This window comes from Thalassospiraceae bacterium LMO-SO8, from assembly GCA_031655335.1.
GTDB lineage: Bacteria > Pseudomonadota > Alphaproteobacteria > Rhodospirillales > Casp-alpha2 > UBA1479.
The window spans coordinates 1,351,745-1,369,714 of record CP134226.1 but is presented as its reverse complement, the minus strand read 5'-3'; the positions used below and the strand labels follow the sequence as shown (position 1 = coordinate 1,369,714).

Below are 17,970 nucleotides of genomic sequence, written 5' to 3'. Positions count from 1 at the left end.
CGCTAACATGACCGCCGCCGCTTCGTCCTCCGTTGAAACCGTGCGGATCGGCAATGCCGATTTTCCGCGCCGCCGGCTGATTTCCGGCACCCCGCCGCTGGAACGGCTGGCCAACCTGTCCGGCCGGGACGGCCGTGCGCCGATTCTGGTCAAGCGCGACGACCTGACGGGCCTGGGGCTCGGCGGCAACAAGGTGCGCAAGCTGGAATTCTATACCGGCCAGGCGCTCGCCCAGGGCTGCGACACCCTGATCATCACCGGCGCCGTGCAGTCCAATTACGTGCGCGTCACGGCGGCGGCGGCCTGCGCCGCCGGCCTGGACTGTCACATCCAATTGGAAGACCGGGTCGCCGGCATGGACGCGGGCTACCGCACGGGCGGCAACGTGCTGCTCGACCGCCTGTACGGCGCCACCCTGCACCACCTGCCGGCCGAGGCATCCGAGGCCGACGCCGACGCGGGGCTCGACGCCATCGCGGACGACTTGCGGGCCAAGGGGCGGCGGCCCTACGTCATTCATCTGGGGGCGGCGTTCGAACCGCGCGGCGCCCTCGGCTACATCCTGGCGGCCCGGGAAATCCTCGACCAGATCGCCCAGGCCGGGGTCAGGGTGACCCAGGTCGTCACGGCGTCCGGCAGCGGGCAGACCCATTCGGGGCTTCTGACCGGCCTGCGCCTGGCGGGCTCGACCCTGCCGGTGACCGGCGTCTGCGTGCGCCGCGACGCGGTCCAGCAGCACGCCCGCATCACCCAGATCTGCGGCAACCTGGGCCGCCTGATCGGCCGCCCGGACCTGGTCGGGCCCGACGACGTGATCGTCACCGACCGTTTCCTCGGCCCCGGCTACGGCAAGAATTCGCCGGAAACCTGGGACGCCTTCCTGGCCGCCGCGCGCCGGGAGGGCCTGCTGCTCGACCCTGTCTATACCTCGAAATCCTTCGCCGGCGCCCTGGCCATGGCCGATGACCCTGACGCCATGGCGGGTGGTGCTGTGCTCTATCTTCACACCGGCGGCCTGCCGGCCCTGTTCGCTTACGAGGCCGCCATCGACGAGGCTCTCGCCGCCGCGGGCCCGCAACCGCAACCAGAACCAGAACGATGACCCCTTAGGGAAAGACCATGATGGACTGTTTCGCCAAGCCGGGGGCGGCCGCCGTCCCCATCACCCCCGTCGCCGCCAAGGACTTCAAGGCTTGGCTCGCCAAGCAGGACGCGCCGACCCGCGCCTGGGTCACGGGCAACGGCTTCACGGCCGTGGCCGGGGGGCATCTCGTGATCCCCAACGCCAAGGGCGGCCTGGGCCGCGTCGTGCTGGGCCGGGGTGCTGCCGCCAGCATGTGGGATTTCGGCGATCTGCCCAAGAAACTGCCGGCCGGGCGCTATGTGCTCGATGGCCTGAACGCCAAGAAGGACGCGGACGCCGCCACGGCGGCGGCGCTGGCCTGGGCGCTCGGCAGTTATCATTTCGGGCGCTACAAGGCGGGCGGCAAGATCGCGGCCAAGCTGGTCTGGCCGGCAGCCTGCGACCGCGCCAGGGTCGAACGCGAAGCCAAGGGCACGATCCTGTGCCGCGACCTCATCAACACGCCGACCAACGACATGGGGCCGGGTGACCTGGCCGACGCGGCGCGGGCCCTGGGCCGCCTCTTCAAGGCCCGGGTGCGGGTGATCGAGGGCGACCAGCTGCTCAAGAAGAACTTTCCGGCCATCCATGCGGTCGGCCGTGCGTCGGACCGCGCCCCCCGGCTGATCGACCTGACCTGGGGCCCGGCCAACGCGCCCAAGGTGACCCTGGTCGGCAAGGGCGTGTGTTTCGACACGGGCGGGCTCGACATCAAGACCGCGGCCGGCATGAAGTTCATGAAAAAGGACATGGGCGGCGCCGCCCACGTGCTGGGCATCGCCAACGTGCTGATGGCGGCGGGGGCCAGGATCAGGCTGCGCGTGCTGATCCCGGCGGTAGAAAATTCGATCTCGGGCAACGCCATGCGGCCGCTCGACATCGTCGCGACCCGGCGCGGCACCACGGTCGAAATCGGCAACACGGACGCCGAGGGCCGGGTCATCCTGGCCGACGCCCTGTGGGACGCGGCGGCCGAGGCGCCGGACCTTTTGATCGACTTCGCGACCCTGACCGGCGCGGCGCGGGTGGCGCTCGGCACCGACTTGCCGGCCCTGTTCTGCAACGACGACGCATTGGCCGCCGACATCACCGCGGCCGGGCAGGCGGTCGAGGATCCCCTGTGGCGTCTGCCGTTGTGGGACGGCTACCGGTCCATGGTCGAGGGATCGCAGGCGGACCTCACCAATTCGCCCGAAGGCGGCTATGCCGGGGCCATCACCGCGGCCCTGTTCCTGGAACATTTCGCGACCCCGGAAAAGGGCAAGCCCGTGCCCTGGGCCCATGTCGACCTGATGGCCTGGAACCTGAAGTCGCGGCCCGGCCGCCCCATGGGCGGCGAGGCCATGGGGCTGCGCGCCATGGCGGCGATGATCCTGAAACGGTTCGCCTAGGCGGCTTGTCAGGGGCGGCCAAATGAATTAGAAGTTGCGACAACGTAATGAAAGTCGGCGGGCCAGGACGAACGGCAACGGGATGGCCCGGACAGGGGAATTAAGTTCATGGAATTAAACGAACTTCAGGCATTGGACATCTGGCGCCGGGCGATCGTCTCGAGCGTCCGTCTGGACGCCCCGGACCTGTCGGCGCGCCAGATGGCGCTGCTGCTGACCGTCTATCTGACGCCGCCGCCCCATACGGTGCGCGGCATGGCGGATATCCTCAAGGTGTCCAAGCCGGCGGTCACCCGCGCCGTCGACCGCCTGTCCGAACTGAATTTCGTGCGCCGCAAGGTCGATGAAAACGACCGCCGCAGCGTGCTGATCCAGCGCACGGTGCCGGGTTCCGTGTTCCTGCGCGAATTCGGCGAACTGATCACCGCCGCCGCCAAGCTGGGTCTGGCGACGGACGACACGGGGCTGCCGCCAGGGTACTGAGCCGGCCCCCGGAGGGCCGGGGATTCGGCCCGCATCGGGATCAAACCGAAAGCCCATCGAACCGCCACAAGATCGAACGGACCGGAAATCGAACCGGACCGGGATCGAATCCGCCGTCTTGCGCCGTTCCGGCCCCGCGAAGACATTGCGGCGCGAGGATGGGGAATCAGGCGTTTTGCACGCCCTGCCAGGCATTGTTGCGGAACCGCATGAGATAGGTCGGCAGGATCGCCTCGGCCGCCCGGGGGGCGATGCCCAGATTTTTCAGGGTCTTGGCCTTGTCGCCGACCACATTGTCCCGGCGCAGCAACTGTACCTGATCGGACGTCAGCGGCGGCACGGGCAGTAGACCCAGCACGGCGGCCTGGATCTCGGCCGCCCAATAGGGCAGCGGCAGCAGGCAGCGCTTGCGCCCGGTCTGGGTCATCACCAGCTGCATCAGCTCGCGGAAGGAATAGACCGTGGGTCCGCCCAGTTCGAACACCTGGCCGGGGGCCTTGGCGTCGCTCAGCGCCGCCATCACCGCGTCGGCCACGTCGCCCACGTAAACGGGCTGAAACTTCGGCCCGCCGTCCTTGGCCGAGGCGGCGCCGATCACCGGCAGCACCGGCGACAGCCGCGCCATGGAGGCGAAGCGGTTGAAGAAATCGTCCTCGGGTCCGAACACGATGCTGGGGCGCAGGATCGTCGCCTTGGCGAAGGCGGCTTTCACGGCGGCTTCGCCGGCGGCCTTGCTGCGCGCGTATTTGGCGGGCGACGCGGCGTCGGCGCCCAGGGCGGAGACATGAACCAGACGTTTCACTCCGGCGTCGGCGGCTGCCTTTGCCACGTTGCCGGCCCCTTCCTCATGGATCTTCCGGAAGGTCGCGCGGCCGCGCTCGTACAGGATGCCGACCAGATTGACGACCACGTCGGCCCCCTGGACGGCGCCGGCGACCGTGTCGGCCCGCGCGACGTCGGCGGGCCAGGGCACGACCTGGCCGACATCGCCCATGGGTTTCAGGAACAGGGCGGATTCGGGATCCCGGCCGGCGGCGCGGACACCGTAGCCGGCGGCGGCCAGGCGGCGCACCACATGGCGGCCGATGAACCCGGAAGCGCCGAAAACGGTGGCGATGCGTCGATCCATGGATTGTTCCTCCTAAGGGGGAGCCCCCCGCGGGAGGCCCCGGCCGGTTCCGGCGGGTTGTTTTTCAGGGAAAACATAGCAACGCCAAACGGATGTGTCGATTGTCTAAGCGGCCAAAGGGGCCTGAATTCCGGCGTCGGCGGCGGGCCGGCGTCCGGTCCGGGGCGCGCCCCCGCGAGGCGATGCTTGACAAGTCACAGCCCTACCTTTAACGAAGGCCGCTCACGCCGGGGAATTGCTCCGGCGGGTCAAGTTCCAAGCCGTTTTTTCGGCTTTCCCGTGCCTCCCCGGGCGTTTTCGCGGGGCGTTGCGCGGGGCCCGTGCCCAGGTGGCGGAATTGGTAGACGCGCTGGCTTCAGGTGCCAGTTGCCGCAAGGCAGTGGAAGTTCGAGTCTTCTCCTGGGCACCATCTTTCCCCCGTTTCGGGGGGGCGGCTTAAAGATTGATTGAACATAAGGGCGGCAGTGTCATGGACGCGCCAAGTCAATCCGGAACTCCCGTCATTCATCTTCACCAAGGCGATCTGCCCGACGGCGTGACCTTCACCGGATCGGTCGCCGTCGATTCCGAGACCCAGGGTCTGGACCTCGGCCGCGACCGGCTGTGCGTGGTGCAGCTTTCGGGCGGCGACGGGGTCTGCCATCTGGTGCAGATCGCGGCCGGACAGACGTCCGCGCCGAACCTGAAGGCGCTGATGGAAGACGTTTCGGTGGTCAAGATCTTCCACTATGCCCGGTTCGACATCGCGGCGCTGAAACGCTGGCTCGCCATCGACTGCACGCCCGTCTACTGCACCAAGATCGCTTCCAAGCTGGTGCGCACCTATACCGACGGCCACGGCCTCAAGGACGTGGTGCGCGAGCTGGTCGGCGTCGATCTGGACAAGCAGCAGCAGTCCTCCGACTGGGCGCGCGCGACCCTCAGCCCGGCCCAGCAGGGCTATGCGGCCAACGATGTGCTCTATCTGCATCGGGTCAAGGCGGAACTCGACGCCATGATCGCCCGCGAAGGGCGGCAGCACCTGCTCCAGGCCTGCCTTGATTTCCTGCCCACGCGGGTCGACCTCGACCTCGCCGGCTGGGGGGCGGTCGACGTCTTTCATCATTAAGCCGGCGTTGCCGCCGGCGGGTTCCATCACGGACCGGCCCTTGCCGTGCGGCGGCCTCCGGTTGACGCTCGGGAATCGGCGGCGCATATTTAGGCGACGTATTTTTTGCGATTCGCCAGTATATTAGACATATTGGCATGAAGATTGCTGGCGCCCGAGGTCCCGCCTCTGGCGTGGCCTCGGCTGAAACCGATCGGCAACGAACAAGAACGGGATCATGAGCGCGGACCAAGCCAACACCCATGCGACCGCCACCTTCGGCGAAGACCCGGCAGGCGCCGATGACCTGGCCGTGGCGCGCCGCGTCCTGGCCGCCGAAAGCGACGGACTGAAGGCCCTGTCGGCGAGCCTGGGCGAGGTCTTCGTGCGCGCCGTCGCGATCATGGCCGCCGCCCAGGGCCGCATCGTCGTCACCGGCATGGGCAAAAGCGGCCATGTCGGGCGCAAGATCGCGGCGACCCTGGCGTCCACCGGAACGCCGGCGATGTTCGTCCATCCGGCGGAGGCGTCGCACGGCGACCTCGGCATGATCACATCGGCCGACGTCATCTTCGCGCTGTCCAATTCGGGCGAAACGGCGGAACTCGCCGACCTGATCGCCTATGCCAAGCGCTTCGCCATTCCGCTCGTCGCGGTCACCGGCAAGGCGCAAAGCTCGCTCGCCGACAACGCCGACGCGGCGCTGATCTATCCCGATTCCCCCGAAGCCTGCCCCATGGGCCTGGCGCCGACGACCTCGACCACCGTGATGATGGGCCTGGGCGACGCGGTCGCCGTGGCGCTGCTGGAACGCAAGGGGTTCTCGTCCGACGACTTCCACGCGCTCCATCCGGGCGGCAAGCTGGGCCGCCGCCTGATGAAGGTTGCCGACATCATGCACAAGGGCGACGAGCTGCCCCTGGTCGCCCCCGAGATGCCGATGACGGAGGCCCTTTTGGTGATGACGGCCAAGCGGTTCGGCTGCCTGGGCGTGGTCGACGCGGCCGGGCGCCTGATGGGCGTCATCACCGACGGGGATCTGCGCCGCCACATGGCCGACAACGTGCTGGCGCGCAGCGCCGGCGACACCATGACGGCGGGTGGGGCCAGCATCGAGCCGGACCGCCTGGCGTCCGAGGCGCTCGGCATCATGAACGCGCGCGCGATCACCAACCTGTTCGTGGTCGAAAACGACCGCCCGGTCGGCATCCTGCATATCCACGACTGTCTTCGAGCGGGGATCGCGTGACCACGATGGCCATGGACTCCTATTCCGGGTTCGTCCAAGTCGCCAAGGTCATGTTGCCTGTCGCGGCGGTCGGGTTGATCGCCCTGGTCATTCTGTGGCCGCACCTGCGCACCGAGGATCTGCGGTTCCGCATCGGCTTCGCCGCCATCACCTCCAACGTCGACGGCGACCCCAATCTTCTCAATCCGCGCTACGTCGGCACCGACAACGACAACCAGCCCTATGCGGTGACCGCCGACATCGCCAAGAAGCTCGACGGCGAAGGCATGGACATGCGCATCGGCCTGGAACTGCCGAAGGCGGACATCACGCTGAAGGACGGCACCTGGCTGGTGCTGACGGCGGAAAACGGCATCTATGCGCGGCGCGCCAAGACCCTCGATCTCGCCGGATCGGTCAATCTGTTCCATGATTCCGGATACGAATTCCGCACGGAAAAGGCGACCCTCGACCTGGCCGAGGGGCTGGCCCGGGGCGATGAGCCGGTCAAGGGCCAGGGCCCGTTCGGCACCTTGCAGGCGGAAGGTTTCCGATTGTTGAACAAGGGCCGCACGATCCTGTTCACGGGCAAGTCCAAGATGGTGTTGAAGCCCGGCGCCAAGGGGGCGAAATGACGGGGCGGCGCATGTTGACCGCCGCCCTGGCCGCCTGGATGCTGGCCGGCCTGTCCGGCGGTGCCTTTGCCCAATCCCTCAACCTGGGGGCCGGCGACGAGACGCCGATCGAAATCTTCGCCGACAACGGCATCGAATGGCAGCAGGACAATCTGGTGTTCCTGGCCAAGGGCAACGCCAAGGCCGTGCGCGGCGACATCACCGTGCTGGCCGACCAGTTGACGGCGTTCTATACGGAACGCCCCGGCGGCAACACGGAGATCTACCGCCTGGACGCCGACGGCTCGGTCAAGATCAAGTCGCCGAGCCAGACGGCGAGCGGCGAAAAAGCCGTCTACGACGTCGGCCGCGAGATCCTGGTGCTGTCCGGCGGCACGCCCAAGATGGAGACGTCCGACGCGGTGATCACGGCGCACCAGCAGCTTGAATACTGGGAACAGCGCCAGATGGCGGTCGCCCGCGGCAAGGCCGAGGCGGTCAAGGACAAGCGCCGGGTGCGCGCCGACGTGCTCGCCGCCTTTTTCCGCAAGACCAAGGACGGCGAAAGCAAGGTCTACCGGGTCGACGCCTATGACAACGTGTCGGTGCTGACCGAACGCGACCGCGCCTACGGCGACCGCGGGGTCTACAACGTGGAAACGGGTATCGTGACCTTGACGGGATCGGTTAGGATCGAGCGCGGCAAGAACGAACTGAACGGCTGCAAGGCCGAGGTCAACCTGAACACCGGCATCAGCCGGCTGTTCAGCTGTCCCGGCGGCCGGACCAAGGGCACCTTGTTGCCGGGTGCCAGGGATAAAACGGGAAAATAAGAATAACATGAGCGAATTCGACAACGGCCCCGAACGTCCCGCCGCCACGCCGCGCCTGATCGCGGACAACCAGGGCCTGGTCGCCAACAACCTGGGCAAAAGTTTCAAGAAGCGGCCCGTGGTGCGCGGCGTCAGCATCAGCATCCAGCGCGGCGAGGTGGTCGGCCTGCTCGGCCCCAACGGCGCCGGCAAGACGACCTGCTTCTACATGATCACCGGCCTGGTGCAGCCCGATTACGGCACCATCGTGCTGGACGGACAGAACATCTCGGCCCTGCCCATGTACCGGCGCGCGCGCCTGGGCATCGGCTATCTGCCGCAGGAGGCGTCGATCTTCCGCGGCCTCACGGTGGAGCAGAACATCCGCGCCGCCCTTGAGGTGGTCGAAGCCAACCGCGACCGCCGCGAGGCGATCCTGGACGCCCTGCTGGCCGAATTTTCCATCACCCATCTGCGGCGGACGCCGGCCATCGCGCTTTCCGGCGGCGAACGGCGGCGTGTCGAAATCGCCCGCGCGCTGGCGTCGAACCCGCATTTCGTGCTGTTGGACGAACCCTTCGCCGGGATCGATCCGATCGCCGTCGGCGACATCCGCGATCTGGTCGCGCATCTGAAGGACCGCGGCATCGGGGTGCTGATCACCGACCACAACGTGCGCGAGACGCTCGACGTCATCGACCGCGCCTATATCATTCATGACGGCATGATGCTCATGGAGGGCCGGCCGTCGGACATCGTCGGCAACGAGGACGTGCGCCGTGTCTATCTGGGCGACCGATTCAGCCTTTAACTTGACCCCGCTGGCGAGCCGGCGGATGCGCGCGACGGTCGGGGAGGCCGCGTCATGGCGTTGACGCCGCGCCTCGATCAACGCCAGAGCCAGTCTCTGGTGATGACGCCGCAATTGCAGCAGGCGATCAAGCTTCTGCAGCTGTCCAACATCGAACTGGCCGAATTCGTCGAGCAGGAGCTCGAACAGAATCCCATGCTGGAGCGGGACGACGCCGAGGACCGCGGCCCCGAAAGCAATGCGGCCGAGGCGGCGGATGGCGGCGACGGCGCGCCGGACGACGCGGGCCCCGGCGGTGACGGGCCCGACGACGGCCCCGACGACGGCATGTCCATGGATTTCGGCGCCGACGGCGACGGCGGCCCGGCCGACGGCGACATGGATGTGGCGCTCGACGATCTGTACACCCAGGACGGCCAGCCGGATGCCGTGCAGGCCGCCCCCGACGCCGGGTACGAGCCGACCCTGCCGACCTCCGCCGCCGGCGGCTATGACGACGATCTGCCGGGCCTGGATCAGACCCTGTCGTCGGACGTCACCCTGCGCGATCATCTGATGGAACAGTTGGGCATGGATGTCGGCGATGTGGTCGAGCGCCTGATCGGCGCCTACCTGATCGACAGCCTGGACGAGACCGGATATCTGACCATCGACCTCGCGGCCGTGGCCGAGGCGCTGGACTGCGCGCCGGAGCAGGTCGAGGCCGTGCTCAAGCGCCTGCAGCAGTTCGACCCGCCGGGCATCTTCGCGCGCGATCTGAAGGAGTGCCTCGCCCTGCAACTGGCGGACCGCGACCGTCTGGACCCGGCCATGGCGGCCTTCATCGACAATCTGGACCTGGTCGCCCGCCGCGAATTCAAGGCGCTGGCCAAGGTCTGCGGCGTCGATGCGGAAGACATCGCCGACATGCTGGCCGAGCTCAAGTCGCTCGACCCCAAGCCGGCGCTGGCGTTCGGCGGCGAGGTCGCCCAGCCGGTGATCCCCGACGTGCTGATGCGCGCCCGGCCGTCCGGCGGCTGGCATATCGAACTCAATCCCGACACCTTGCCCCGGGTCCTGGTCAACAACCAGTACTACGCCGAGATCAGCACCAAGAAGGCGTCCAAGACCGACCGCCAGTACATCACCGAACAATACCAGTCGGCGAACTGGCTGGTGAAATCGCTGCATCAGCGGGCGACGACGATCCTCAAGGTGGCCAAGGAAATCGTGCGTCAGCAGGACGCCTTCTTCCTCAAGGGCGTGCAGCATCTGCGGCCGCTGGTGCTGCGCGACATCGCCGACATCATCGACATGCACGAAAGCACGGTCAGCCGGGTCACGGCCAACAAGTACATCGCGTCGCCGCGCGGCATTTTCGAACTGAAATACTTCTTCACCTCGTCGATTTCGCGGTCCGACGGCGGCGAGGCGTTTTCCGCCGAGGCCATCAAGGCCCGCATCCGCGCCATGATCGACGGCGAGCCCCCGGCCCAGGTCCTGTCCGACGACAAGCTGGTCGAGATTCTGCGCGCCGACGGCGTCGACATCGCCCGGCGCACGGTGGCCAAATACCGCGAGGCCCTGGGCATTCCGTCATCCGTGCAGCGCCGCCGTCAGAAAAGCCTGAGCAATTAAAGCCGGACCCGTTCAGCCGAGCCGCCGGTGCCGGTCGATCTTAAGAAATTTAAGATCTTAATAATCATTAACGGAACCAAGGAGATTCCCCTCACTGGCCGAATGGGATGGTTGACAGCGGCGGGTGTCGGAACTAATTTCCGGGCCTTCGTCGAGGCGGACCGATGTCCATGACTGAACGGTCCCGTCAATGTCCTTTCGGCCACTTTGGGTGGCCGTACGCGAGCCCGGGGATGGGCCCGTCCGGCAAGGCGCCTAAATGTGCATGTTTCGCCGGCCGGAAAGGCACTGATCGCACGGCTTAACCACTGGAAAGAAGAAACGGCTTAGACCGGGACATGAATATCACCATTAAGGGCAAGAACCTGGACGTGGGCGACGCGTTGCGGACCCACGCCGAAGGCCAGATTACGGATGCGGTCACCAAGTATTTCGACCGCGCGATTGAGGCGAGTGTCGTGTTGTCCAAATCGGGGCACACGTTCCATGCCGAAATTTCGGTGCATCCCATGGGCGGCGTCGTCGTTCACGGACGCGGGGCCAACGACGACCCCTACGCGGCCTTCGATCAGGCGGCGGAACGCATCGCCAAGCAGCTTCGCCGTTACCATCGGCGTCTGACCAGCCATCACGAGAACAAGGCCGCCCAGGAAAGCTTCCGGGCGCAGCATTTCGTGGTGCAGGCGGAGCCCGAACACGAGGAACTGCCCGAAGAGGGGCAGCCGACAATCATCGCCGAATTGCCCACGGAAATTCCGACCCTGTCGGTCAGTGCCGCGGTCATGCGCATGGATCTGGCGGACGTCCGGGTGCAGATGTTCCGTGACAGCAAATCGGGACGCCTGAACGTCGTCTATCGGCGCGAAGACGGCAACATCGGCTGGATCGATCCGGTCGACGGCCGCTCCGCCGACGCGTAAGGGCGCTTTGGGCGCCTCCGGAAGGCGTCCGCGAAAGGCAAAGGACTGGTTATGGAAATCCGCGACCTCCTCACCTCCGACAGCGTGATCGCCAACCTGCGCGTGACCAGCAAGAAGCAGGCGCTTCAGGAACTGGCGGGCGCCGTCTCGCGCATCACCGATCTGGACGAGCGCGCCGTGTTCGACGTGCTGATGGAACGGGAAAAGCTGGGCACCACGGGCGTCGGCAACGGCATCGCCATTCCCCACGGCAAGCTGCCCGGCCTGGACAAGCTCTACGGCATGTTCGCGCGCATGGAAAAGCCGATCGACTTCCAGGCCATCGACGAACAGCCGGTCGACCTGATTTTTCTGCTGCTGGCGCCGGAATCGGCGGGGGCGGACCACCTAAAGGCCCTGGCCCGGGTGTCCCGGCTTTTGCGCGACCGCGCGACCTGCGACAAGCTGCGCGGCACGGACAACGCGGAAGCGCTCTACGCCATCCTCAGCAACTCCGCCGACGTTCAGGCGGCCTGAGCCGCCTGAACACCAAGTTAAATTCAGGCGCAAATCAACCGTCGCGGCAATGCCGCTCGGGATTTGCGGCGGCCAGGCGGCCTGATTTTTCATGAATTGTGACGGCAGGCGCGGGGCCTTTGGGCCCCCGTCCGCGTGTCCGCCGTCGATCGTCGCTAGTGAAGCGTGGCGACCGCGAAGTCGTTCTTGAACGCCGTCGCTTCGGCCAACTCGAAGCTTTCCGCCCAACCCAGTTCCTCGCCCGACGCCGAATAGACGCCATAGGCTTGGCTGCCTTCGGCCGCGACCGGCTTCACGAACACGATCTTGTCCGATCCCAGGGCGAGAAAATCCGTCCCCGACATGCGCCGCAGCGCCATGGCCTTGAAATTGCCGGCGGGTTTGCCGTTCGCGTGAGTGTTGTCCGACATCAGTCGTTCTCCCGACTGGCGGTTCCCGTTTCCCCCGTATTCTCCGGGGCCCGTGATGGGCCTGACTGAAGCCCATTCTTGGGCCCGAGGGAAACCGCATCCATTCCCTATTCTCGGCAAAAACGGTTAACCGATCCTTTAACGGGCGGACAAAACGGGCCTGTCGGCGGGAATAACGGACGTCCGGCTTAGTGAACGGAAAACGGCTCCAGGTCGTTCTGGCGCACGGTCGCCTGGGCGACGGCGAGGGATTCGGCATAGCCGAGCGGCTGCCCGAAGGCGGAAAAGATGCCGTAGACGGGCTTGCCGTCGACCTCGATGGCCTTGACGAAGGCCGCGGTCTCGGCGCCCAGGGCCAGGAAATCCTCGGCCGACAGGTTGCCGGGGGCCGGCGGGACGTGGTTGTCGGGGGCATTGGTGTTCATGGTCTGAAACTCCTTCTGTTGCCGCGCCCCGTTTTCCGGGCACGCGGTTTTAGGATTTCTTCATGCGCCGCCTGGGCAGTGCGGCGGCATCCGGGCGGCGGAGGCGGATGCCGGGACGTATCGTAGGGGCTATTCCTCGGGGGCCACGTCGATGGTGCGGCCCGGTTTCTTCTTCGCCCCGCCCTTTTCAATGGCGATGGTCTTGATCTCGGGTTCCGGGACGTGGCGTTCAAGGTCGATGTGCAGAAGCCCGTTGTCCAGGTGCGCGCGCACGATCTCGATGCCCTCGGCCAGCACGAAGCTGCGCTGGAACTGGCGCGCCGCGATGCCCCGGTGCAGGTAGATGCGCTCGGCCCCGTCGTCCTGCTGGCGGCCACGGATGACCAGTTGGTTCTCCTCCACGGTCACGGACAGGTCGTCGTCGGTGAACCCGGCGACGGCCAGGGTGATGCGCAGCAGGTTGTCGCCCACCTGTTCGATGTTATAGGGGGGGTAGCCCTCGCCGGAGACCTTGGCGGCCTGGTCGAGCATGCGTTCGAAATGTTCGAAACCCAAGAGCAGGGGGCTGTTGAAGGCGCCGAGCCGAGACATGGGCGTTCTCCTCTGATGTCATGAGCGAAAACGGCCGAAGGACCCGCCCAACGGCAGCACCCTTCGTAGTCCTTAATTTGGCAGGAAAAGCGCCCCTGTCAATGGCCGGAGCCGGGCGCGATCAGCCGACGACGCGGGCCAGACGGACCGCCGTCGCCCCCCGGTTGAGGCGCCGCGACGGCATGATCAGCACGCAGTCGTCGTGCGGCGTGACCACGGGATCGTCGCCGTCGTAACCCAGCACCGTGCCCGCCTTGGCGATGGTTTCAAGCCCCCGGTAATCCTCCGCGAAGCGGAAGCGGTCGGACTTGATGGTGACCGGATGGGTGACCTCGACGATCTTCTGCCGGGGCGGCTGCGGCCCCAGATGGGGGGCCGCGAAATCCATGTCGACGGCGCCCGTGTACAGCAGAAAGCGCAGCGCCGTTTCCTTGGCCATGATCTCCGACGACTTTTCCCAATGCTGGCCGCATTCGACCAGCAATGCGTCCTTGGCCGAGGCCTCGTTGCGGAAATCCGCGTAATCGCGCATGCGCCGGCCGGCGGCGTGGCCTTCGTCCATGACCACCAGTTCCGGCACGCCGACGCCCTCGGCCAGCTTGCGCCCCTTGTCGAGCGGCCCGGCCAGCATCAAGGCCCCCGTGGCGTGCTGCATGGAATGGATGTCGAGCAGGCGGTCGACCGTGTCGATGAACGGGCGGACTTCCCGGGCGCGGGTCAGTTCGATCGACTGGCGCGGGCCGTCCAGGGTCTCGGCATCCCACAGGCGGTTGAAATCCTCGTCGACGAAACGCGACGCCAGCGGCGCCGCCGGATCGAACCGCCCATAGGCGGCGACGTTCATGAAGCCGAGCGACAGGCGCCCCCGCTTGGGCCGCACGCCCAGCTTCATCAGCCAGTCGAGGGCGATGGCGCCGCACAGTTCGTTGCCGTGCACGACGGCGGTGATCATCACGTGGGGTCCCGGTTCGGCCGCCTCGAAGCTGGTGATGTAATCGATGCCCGTATTGCCCGCCTTGTAGGGGCTGATGTCGGGGGCCTGAAGCTGGACGGGATATTCGGCGTCGGCGGGCGTCATGGCGGTCCTTATCGGTGGAAAAAGGGCTCACATCGAACGATCAAAGCCCTCTCAGGTCAAGCCCCGAACGCCGCCCGGCGGCGGCGCTTGTCGGCGGCGCGGGTTTGATGCAACATGATTCCCAACACCGGGCATGATGACCCGGATCAAGCAGGGAGCCTAATCGATATGTATTTCCGTAAATCAATGATCGCGGCGGCGGCGGGCCTGTGCCTGACCTTCGCCGCCGGCACGGCCGCCCAGGCCCAGACCATCACCATCGGGCTCGGCACGGAGCCGACCTCGATCGACCCGCACTATCACAACCTGGGCCCCAACAATCAGATCGCCCAGCACATCTTTTCCCGCCTGATGGAGCAGGACCACAAGCAGCGCCTGATGCCGGGCCTGGCCACGGAATGGAAACCGATCGACGACACGACCTGGGAATTCAAGCTGCGCCGTGGCGTGAAGTTCCATGACGGATCGGAATTCAACGTCGACGACGTGATCTTTTCCATGGAGCGCGCGGCCGCCCACCCGAACGCCAAGTCCAGCTTCAAGGTCTTCAGCCACAGCGGCGGCAAGACCTATGAGCGCGTCGACGACTACACGCTGCGGGTCAAGACGCCGGAACCCTATCCCCTGATGGCGGTCGATCTGTCCAACGTGCACATCGTTTCGGACAAGGCCAAGGGCCATTGGGAAGGCGACTTCAACAACGGCAGCCAGGCCGCCGGCACGGGCCCCTACAAGTTCGTCAAATGGATCAAGGGCGAGGTTCTGGAGTTCGAGCGCAACGAGGATTATTGGGGCAAGAAGCCGCACTGGAAATCCGTCGTGATCAAGCCGATCAAGTCGGCGCCGTCGCGTCTGGCGGCCCTTCTGGCCGGCGACGTGGACTTCATCGACCAGGTGCCGACGATCGACGTGGCGGGGCTCAAGAAGAACGACAAGATTTCCCTCAGCCAGGGCATCTCCAACCGCGTGATCTATCTGCACCTGGATCAGTACCGCGACGTCACGCCCTTCGCCAAGGGCCCCAAGGGCGAGGAGATCAAGAACCCGTTCAAGGACGTGCGCGTGCGCAAGGCGATTTCCAAGGCCATCAACCGCGACCTGATCATCGAACGGGTCATGGAAGGCATCGCCGTGAAGGCGGGCCAGCTTCTGCCCGACGGCTTCTTTGGCGTATCCGACAAGCTGAAGCCCGACGAATACGACCCCAAGGGCGCCAAGAAGCTGCTGGCCGACGCGGGCTATCCCAACGGCTTCCAGACGACGCTGCACGGGCCCAACGACCGCTACATCAACGACGCCAAGATCGTCGAGGCGGTGGCCCAGATGCTGTCGCGCATCGGCATCATGACGACCCCGGACACCATGCCGAAAAGCGTGTTCTTCAAGCGCGGCAAGAACGGCGGGCCGGCCAAGCCGCCCGAATTTTCGTTCCTGCTGGTCGGCTGGGGCTCGGGCACGGGCGAGGCCTCGTCGCCGCTGCGCTCGCTGCTCACCACCTATGACAAGGAAAAAGGCAACGGGTCTTCCAACCGTGGCCTGTATTCCAGCGCCAAGATGGAAGCCGTCCTGAACCAGGCCCTGGCCACGGTCGACGACACCAAGCGGGCGGCCCTGCTGGCCCAGGCCACGGAAATCGCCATCGGCGAGGACATGGGCCTGATCCCGCTGCACTATCAGGTCAACACCTGGGCAGCGAAGAAGGGCCTCAAGTACCTGGCGCGCACGGACGAGCGCACGGTCGCCTACGACATCCAGCCCGAGTAGGGGCGCCGCCGGAACAAGGGGGCGGCCAGCGGCGCGCCGCCCCCACGTCCGGCCGGGGGGCAATCCATGACCGTTTTCATCATCCGCCGGATTCTGCAGAGCCTTGCCGTCGTCATGGTGATGTCGTTCATCGTGTTCGGCGGGGTCAACATCGTCGGCGACCCGGTCGAGATGATGGTGTCCGACGAGGCGACGCAGGAGGAGCGGGAAAAGGTGATCCGCTCCATGGGCCTCGATCAGCCGTGGTACGTGCAGTACGGGCGGTTCGTCGCCGGCGCGCTTGAGGGCAACCTGGGCAAGTCCTTCGTCTATGGCGAGCCGGCCCTGGAAATCATCATCCACCGCATTCCCGCGACGTTCGAGCTGGCGCTGGCGGCCTTGCTGCTGGCCGTCGTCATCGGCATTCCCTTGGGCGTCTACGCGGGGCTGAAACCGGACACCGTGGCGTCCAAGTCGATCATGGCGGGATCGATCCTGGGGTTTTCCCTGCCGACCTTCTGGGTCGGGCTGATGTTCATCATGGTGTTCGCGGTGATCCTCGGCTGGCTGCCCTCGACGGGGCGCGGCGACACGGTGCCGCTGATGGGCATCGACGTCAGTTTCCTGACCCTGGACGGGCTGGCGCATCTGTTCCTGCCGGCGCTCAATCTGGCGCTGTTCAAGATATCCCTGGTCATCCGTCTGGCCCGCGCCGGCACGCGCGAAGTCGTCCACCAGGACTACATCAAGTTCGCCCGCGCCAAGGGGCTGCGCAACAGCCGTATCGTCCTGGTGCATCTGATGAAGAACATCATGATTCCCGTGGTCACGGTGCTGGGGCTTGAATTCGGCGGCCTGATCGCGTTTTCCGTGGTCACGGAAACGGTCTTCGCCTGGCCCGGCATGGGCAAGCTGATCATCGACAGTATCCAGTCCCTCGACCGCCCGGTGATCGTCGCCTACCTGATGATCATCGTGCTTATCTTCGTCATCATCAACCTGGTGGTCGATGTGCTCTATTCCATTCTGGACCCGCGCGTCCGCCTGTCGGAGATCAAGTCATGAGCGACGCCGCCACCCCGCCGGCCGGGGCAACCCCGGCCGGGACGGTCAAGGTGGAAACGCCGTTCCGCCGGTTCTGCCGCGATTACGCCGACAGCCGCGTCGCCACGGCGGCGCTGGCCGTGCTGGCGGCGATCATCCTGCTGGCGCTGTTCGCGCCCTGGGTCGCGCCGACGGATCCCTACGACCTGGCCAGCGTCAGCATCCTCGACGGCAAGCTGAAGCCGGGCAGCCAGTCCATGGACGGCATGACCTATTGGCTGGGCACGGACGGGGCCGGGCGCGACCTGGTTTCGGCGATCATCTACGGTCTGCGCATCTCGCTTGGCGTCGGCGTCATGTCGGGGGTGTTCGCGCTGTGCATCGGCACGGCGGTGGGATTGGCGGCGGCCTATTTCGGCGGCCGCGTCGACGCCTTCATCATGCGCGTGGTCGACATTCAGCTGTCGTTCCCGGCGATCCTCATCGCGCTGATCCTGCTCGCCATTCTGGGCAAGGGCGTGGACAAGATCACCATCGCGCTGGTCATCGCGCAATGGGCGTACTACGCGCGCACCGTGCGCGGCTCGGCCCTGGTCGAGCGCAACAAGGAATACATCGAGGCGGCGCAATGCCTGGCCCTCGGTCATAACCGCATCGTGTTCCGCCATCTGTTCCCCAACTGCCTGCCGCCCTTGATCGTGGTCGGTACGATCCAGACGGCGCACGCCATTTCGCTGGAGGCGACGCTGAGCTTCCTCGGCGTGGGATTGCCGATCTCGGAGCCGTCGCTCGGCCTTTTGATTTCCAACGGCTTCGACTTCATGCTGTCGGGCCTGTACTGGATCAGCTTCTTCCCCGGCGTGGCCCTGCTCGTCACCATCGTCTCCATCAATCTGGTGGGCGACCAGCTGCGCGACGTGCTCAACCCGCGTTTGCAGAAATAAGGAC

General features: G+C 66.2%; 19 protein-coding genes and 1 tRNA gene. 15 read left to right on the top strand and 5 right to left on the bottom strand.

The window, feature by feature from the left end; translation table 11 throughout:
- The first annotated feature begins 7 nt into the window (after nucleotides 1–7).
- The 3 genes from RJ527_06610 (at nucleotide 8) to RJ527_06600 (ending at nucleotide 2,997) form a co-directional block, all read left to right on the top strand.
- Nucleotides 8–1,102 (top strand): D-cysteine desulfhydrase family protein, encoded by a 1,095-nt coding sequence (locus RJ527_06610; GenBank protein WND77408.1) that lies wholly within the window; start codon nucleotides 8–10, stop codon nucleotides 1,100–1,102.
- A 17-nt stretch (nucleotides 1,103–1,119) separates the two neighbouring features.
- Nucleotides 1,120–2,514, top strand: coding sequence for a leucyl aminopeptidase family protein (locus RJ527_06605; GenBank protein ID WND77407.1), 1,395 nt, complete (start codon nucleotides 1,120–1,122; stop codon nucleotides 2,512–2,514).
- 108 nt (nucleotides 2,515–2,622) lie between these two features.
- Nucleotides 2,623–2,997 (top strand): MarR family transcriptional regulator, encoded by a 375-nt coding sequence (locus RJ527_06600; protein ID WND77406.1) that lies wholly within the window; start codon nucleotides 2,623–2,625, stop codon nucleotides 2,995–2,997.
- A 166-nt stretch (nucleotides 2,998–3,163) separates the two neighbouring features.
- On the opposite strand, the gene RJ527_06595 is transcribed toward RJ527_06600, so the two are convergent.
- The gene (locus tag RJ527_06595; GenBank protein ID WND77405.1) at nucleotides 3,164–4,126 is read right to left on the bottom strand and encodes a complex I NDUFA9 subunit family protein; all 963 of its coding nucleotides are present in this window, start codon (nucleotides 4,124–4,126) and stop codon (nucleotides 3,164–3,166) included.
- Nucleotides 4,127–4,448: 322 nt separating this feature from the next.
- Between RJ527_06595 and RJ527_06590 the strand changes: the two genes are divergently transcribed.
- The 9 genes from RJ527_06590 to ptsN all read left to right on the top strand — a co-directional run bounded on the left by RJ527_06590 (nucleotide 4,449) and on the right by ptsN (nucleotide 11,731).
- Nucleotides 4,449–4,535: transfer RNA gene (locus RJ527_06590), tRNA-Leu, on the top strand.
- 60 nt (nucleotides 4,536–4,595) lie between these two features.
- Nucleotides 4,596–5,234 carry a ribonuclease D gene (locus tag RJ527_06585; protein ID WND77404.1) on the top strand — a complete coding sequence of 213 codons (639 nt, stop codon included), beginning with the start codon at nucleotides 4,596–4,598 and terminating at the stop codon, nucleotides 5,232–5,234.
- Nucleotides 5,235–5,451: 217 nt separating this feature from the next.
- Nucleotides 5,452–6,462, top strand: coding sequence for a KpsF/GutQ family sugar-phosphate isomerase (locus tag RJ527_06580; protein ID WND77403.1), 1,011 nt, complete (start codon nucleotides 5,452–5,454; stop codon nucleotides 6,460–6,462).
- A gap of 5 nt (nucleotides 6,463–6,467) precedes the next feature.
- Complete coding sequence (lptC, locus tag RJ527_06575; protein WND78029.1) at nucleotides 6,468–7,076, top strand: LPS export ABC transporter periplasmic protein LptC; 609 nt, start codon at nucleotides 6,468–6,470, stop codon at nucleotides 7,074–7,076.
- A gap of 11 nt (nucleotides 7,077–7,087) precedes the next feature.
- Nucleotides 7,088–7,888, top strand: coding sequence for an LptA/OstA family protein (locus tag RJ527_06570; GenBank protein WND77402.1), 801 nt, complete (start codon nucleotides 7,088–7,090; stop codon nucleotides 7,886–7,888).
- A gap of 7 nt (nucleotides 7,889–7,895) precedes the next feature.
- Nucleotides 7,896–8,678, top strand: coding sequence for an LPS export ABC transporter ATP-binding protein (lptB, locus tag RJ527_06565; GenBank protein WND77401.1), 783 nt, complete (start codon nucleotides 7,896–7,898; stop codon nucleotides 8,676–8,678).
- A gap of 54 nt (nucleotides 8,679–8,732) precedes the next feature.
- Nucleotides 8,733–10,295, top strand: coding sequence for an RNA polymerase factor sigma-54 (gene rpoN / locus RJ527_06560; GenBank protein WND77400.1), 1,563 nt, complete (start codon nucleotides 8,733–8,735; stop codon nucleotides 10,293–10,295).
- A 338-nt stretch (nucleotides 10,296–10,633) separates the two neighbouring features.
- On the top strand, nucleotides 10,634–11,215 hold the full coding sequence (gene raiA, locus RJ527_06555) for a ribosome-associated translation inhibitor RaiA (protein WND77399.1): 582 nt from the start codon (nucleotides 10,634–10,636) through the stop codon (nucleotides 11,213–11,215).
- 51 nt (nucleotides 11,216–11,266) lie between these two features.
- Nucleotides 11,267–11,731, top strand: coding sequence for a PTS IIA-like nitrogen regulatory protein PtsN (ptsN, locus tag RJ527_06550; protein WND77398.1), 465 nt, complete (start codon nucleotides 11,267–11,269; stop codon nucleotides 11,729–11,731).
- 155 nt (nucleotides 11,732–11,886) lie between these two features.
- On the opposite strand, the gene RJ527_06545 is transcribed toward ptsN, so the two are convergent.
- The 4 genes from RJ527_06545 to RJ527_06530 form a co-directional block, all read right to left on the bottom strand.
- A complete protein-coding gene (locus RJ527_06545) occupies nucleotides 11,887–12,141 on the bottom strand; it encodes a hypothetical protein (protein ID WND77397.1) in 255 nt (84 codons plus the stop codon).
- 188 nt (nucleotides 12,142–12,329) lie between these two features.
- Nucleotides 12,330–12,566 (bottom strand): hypothetical protein, encoded by a 237-nt coding sequence (locus RJ527_06540; protein WND77396.1) that lies wholly within the window; start codon nucleotides 12,564–12,566, stop codon nucleotides 12,330–12,332.
- Nucleotides 12,567–12,695: 129 nt separating this feature from the next.
- The gene (locus RJ527_06535; GenBank protein ID WND77395.1) at nucleotides 12,696–13,157 is read right to left on the bottom strand and encodes an Hsp20 family protein; all 462 of its coding nucleotides are present in this window, start codon (nucleotides 13,155–13,157) and stop codon (nucleotides 12,696–12,698) included.
- A gap of 121 nt (nucleotides 13,158–13,278) precedes the next feature.
- Nucleotides 13,279–14,235 carry a M14 family metallopeptidase gene (locus tag RJ527_06530; GenBank protein ID WND77394.1) on the bottom strand — a complete coding sequence of 319 codons (957 nt, stop codon included), beginning with the start codon at nucleotides 14,233–14,235 and terminating at the stop codon, nucleotides 13,279–13,281.
- A 168-nt stretch (nucleotides 14,236–14,403) separates the two neighbouring features.
- Between RJ527_06530 and RJ527_06525 the strand changes: the two genes are divergently transcribed.
- From RJ527_06525 to RJ527_06515, 3 genes are all read left to right on the top strand, one after another.
- Complete coding sequence (locus tag RJ527_06525; protein WND77393.1) at nucleotides 14,404–15,999, top strand: ABC transporter substrate-binding protein; 1,596 nt, start codon at nucleotides 14,404–14,406, stop codon at nucleotides 15,997–15,999.
- 66 nt (nucleotides 16,000–16,065) lie between these two features.
- Entirely contained in the window at nucleotides 16,066–17,043 is a 978-nt protein-coding gene (locus RJ527_06520; GenBank protein ID WND77392.1) for an ABC transporter permease, read from the top strand.
- Nucleotides 17,040–17,966 carry an ABC transporter permease gene (locus tag RJ527_06515; protein WND77391.1) on the top strand — a complete coding sequence of 309 codons (927 nt, stop codon included), beginning with the start codon at nucleotides 17,040–17,042 and terminating at the stop codon, nucleotides 17,964–17,966. Before RJ527_06520 ends, RJ527_06515 begins: the two co-directional genes overlap by 4 nt.
- Nucleotides 17,967–17,970: the final 4 nt, after the last annotated feature.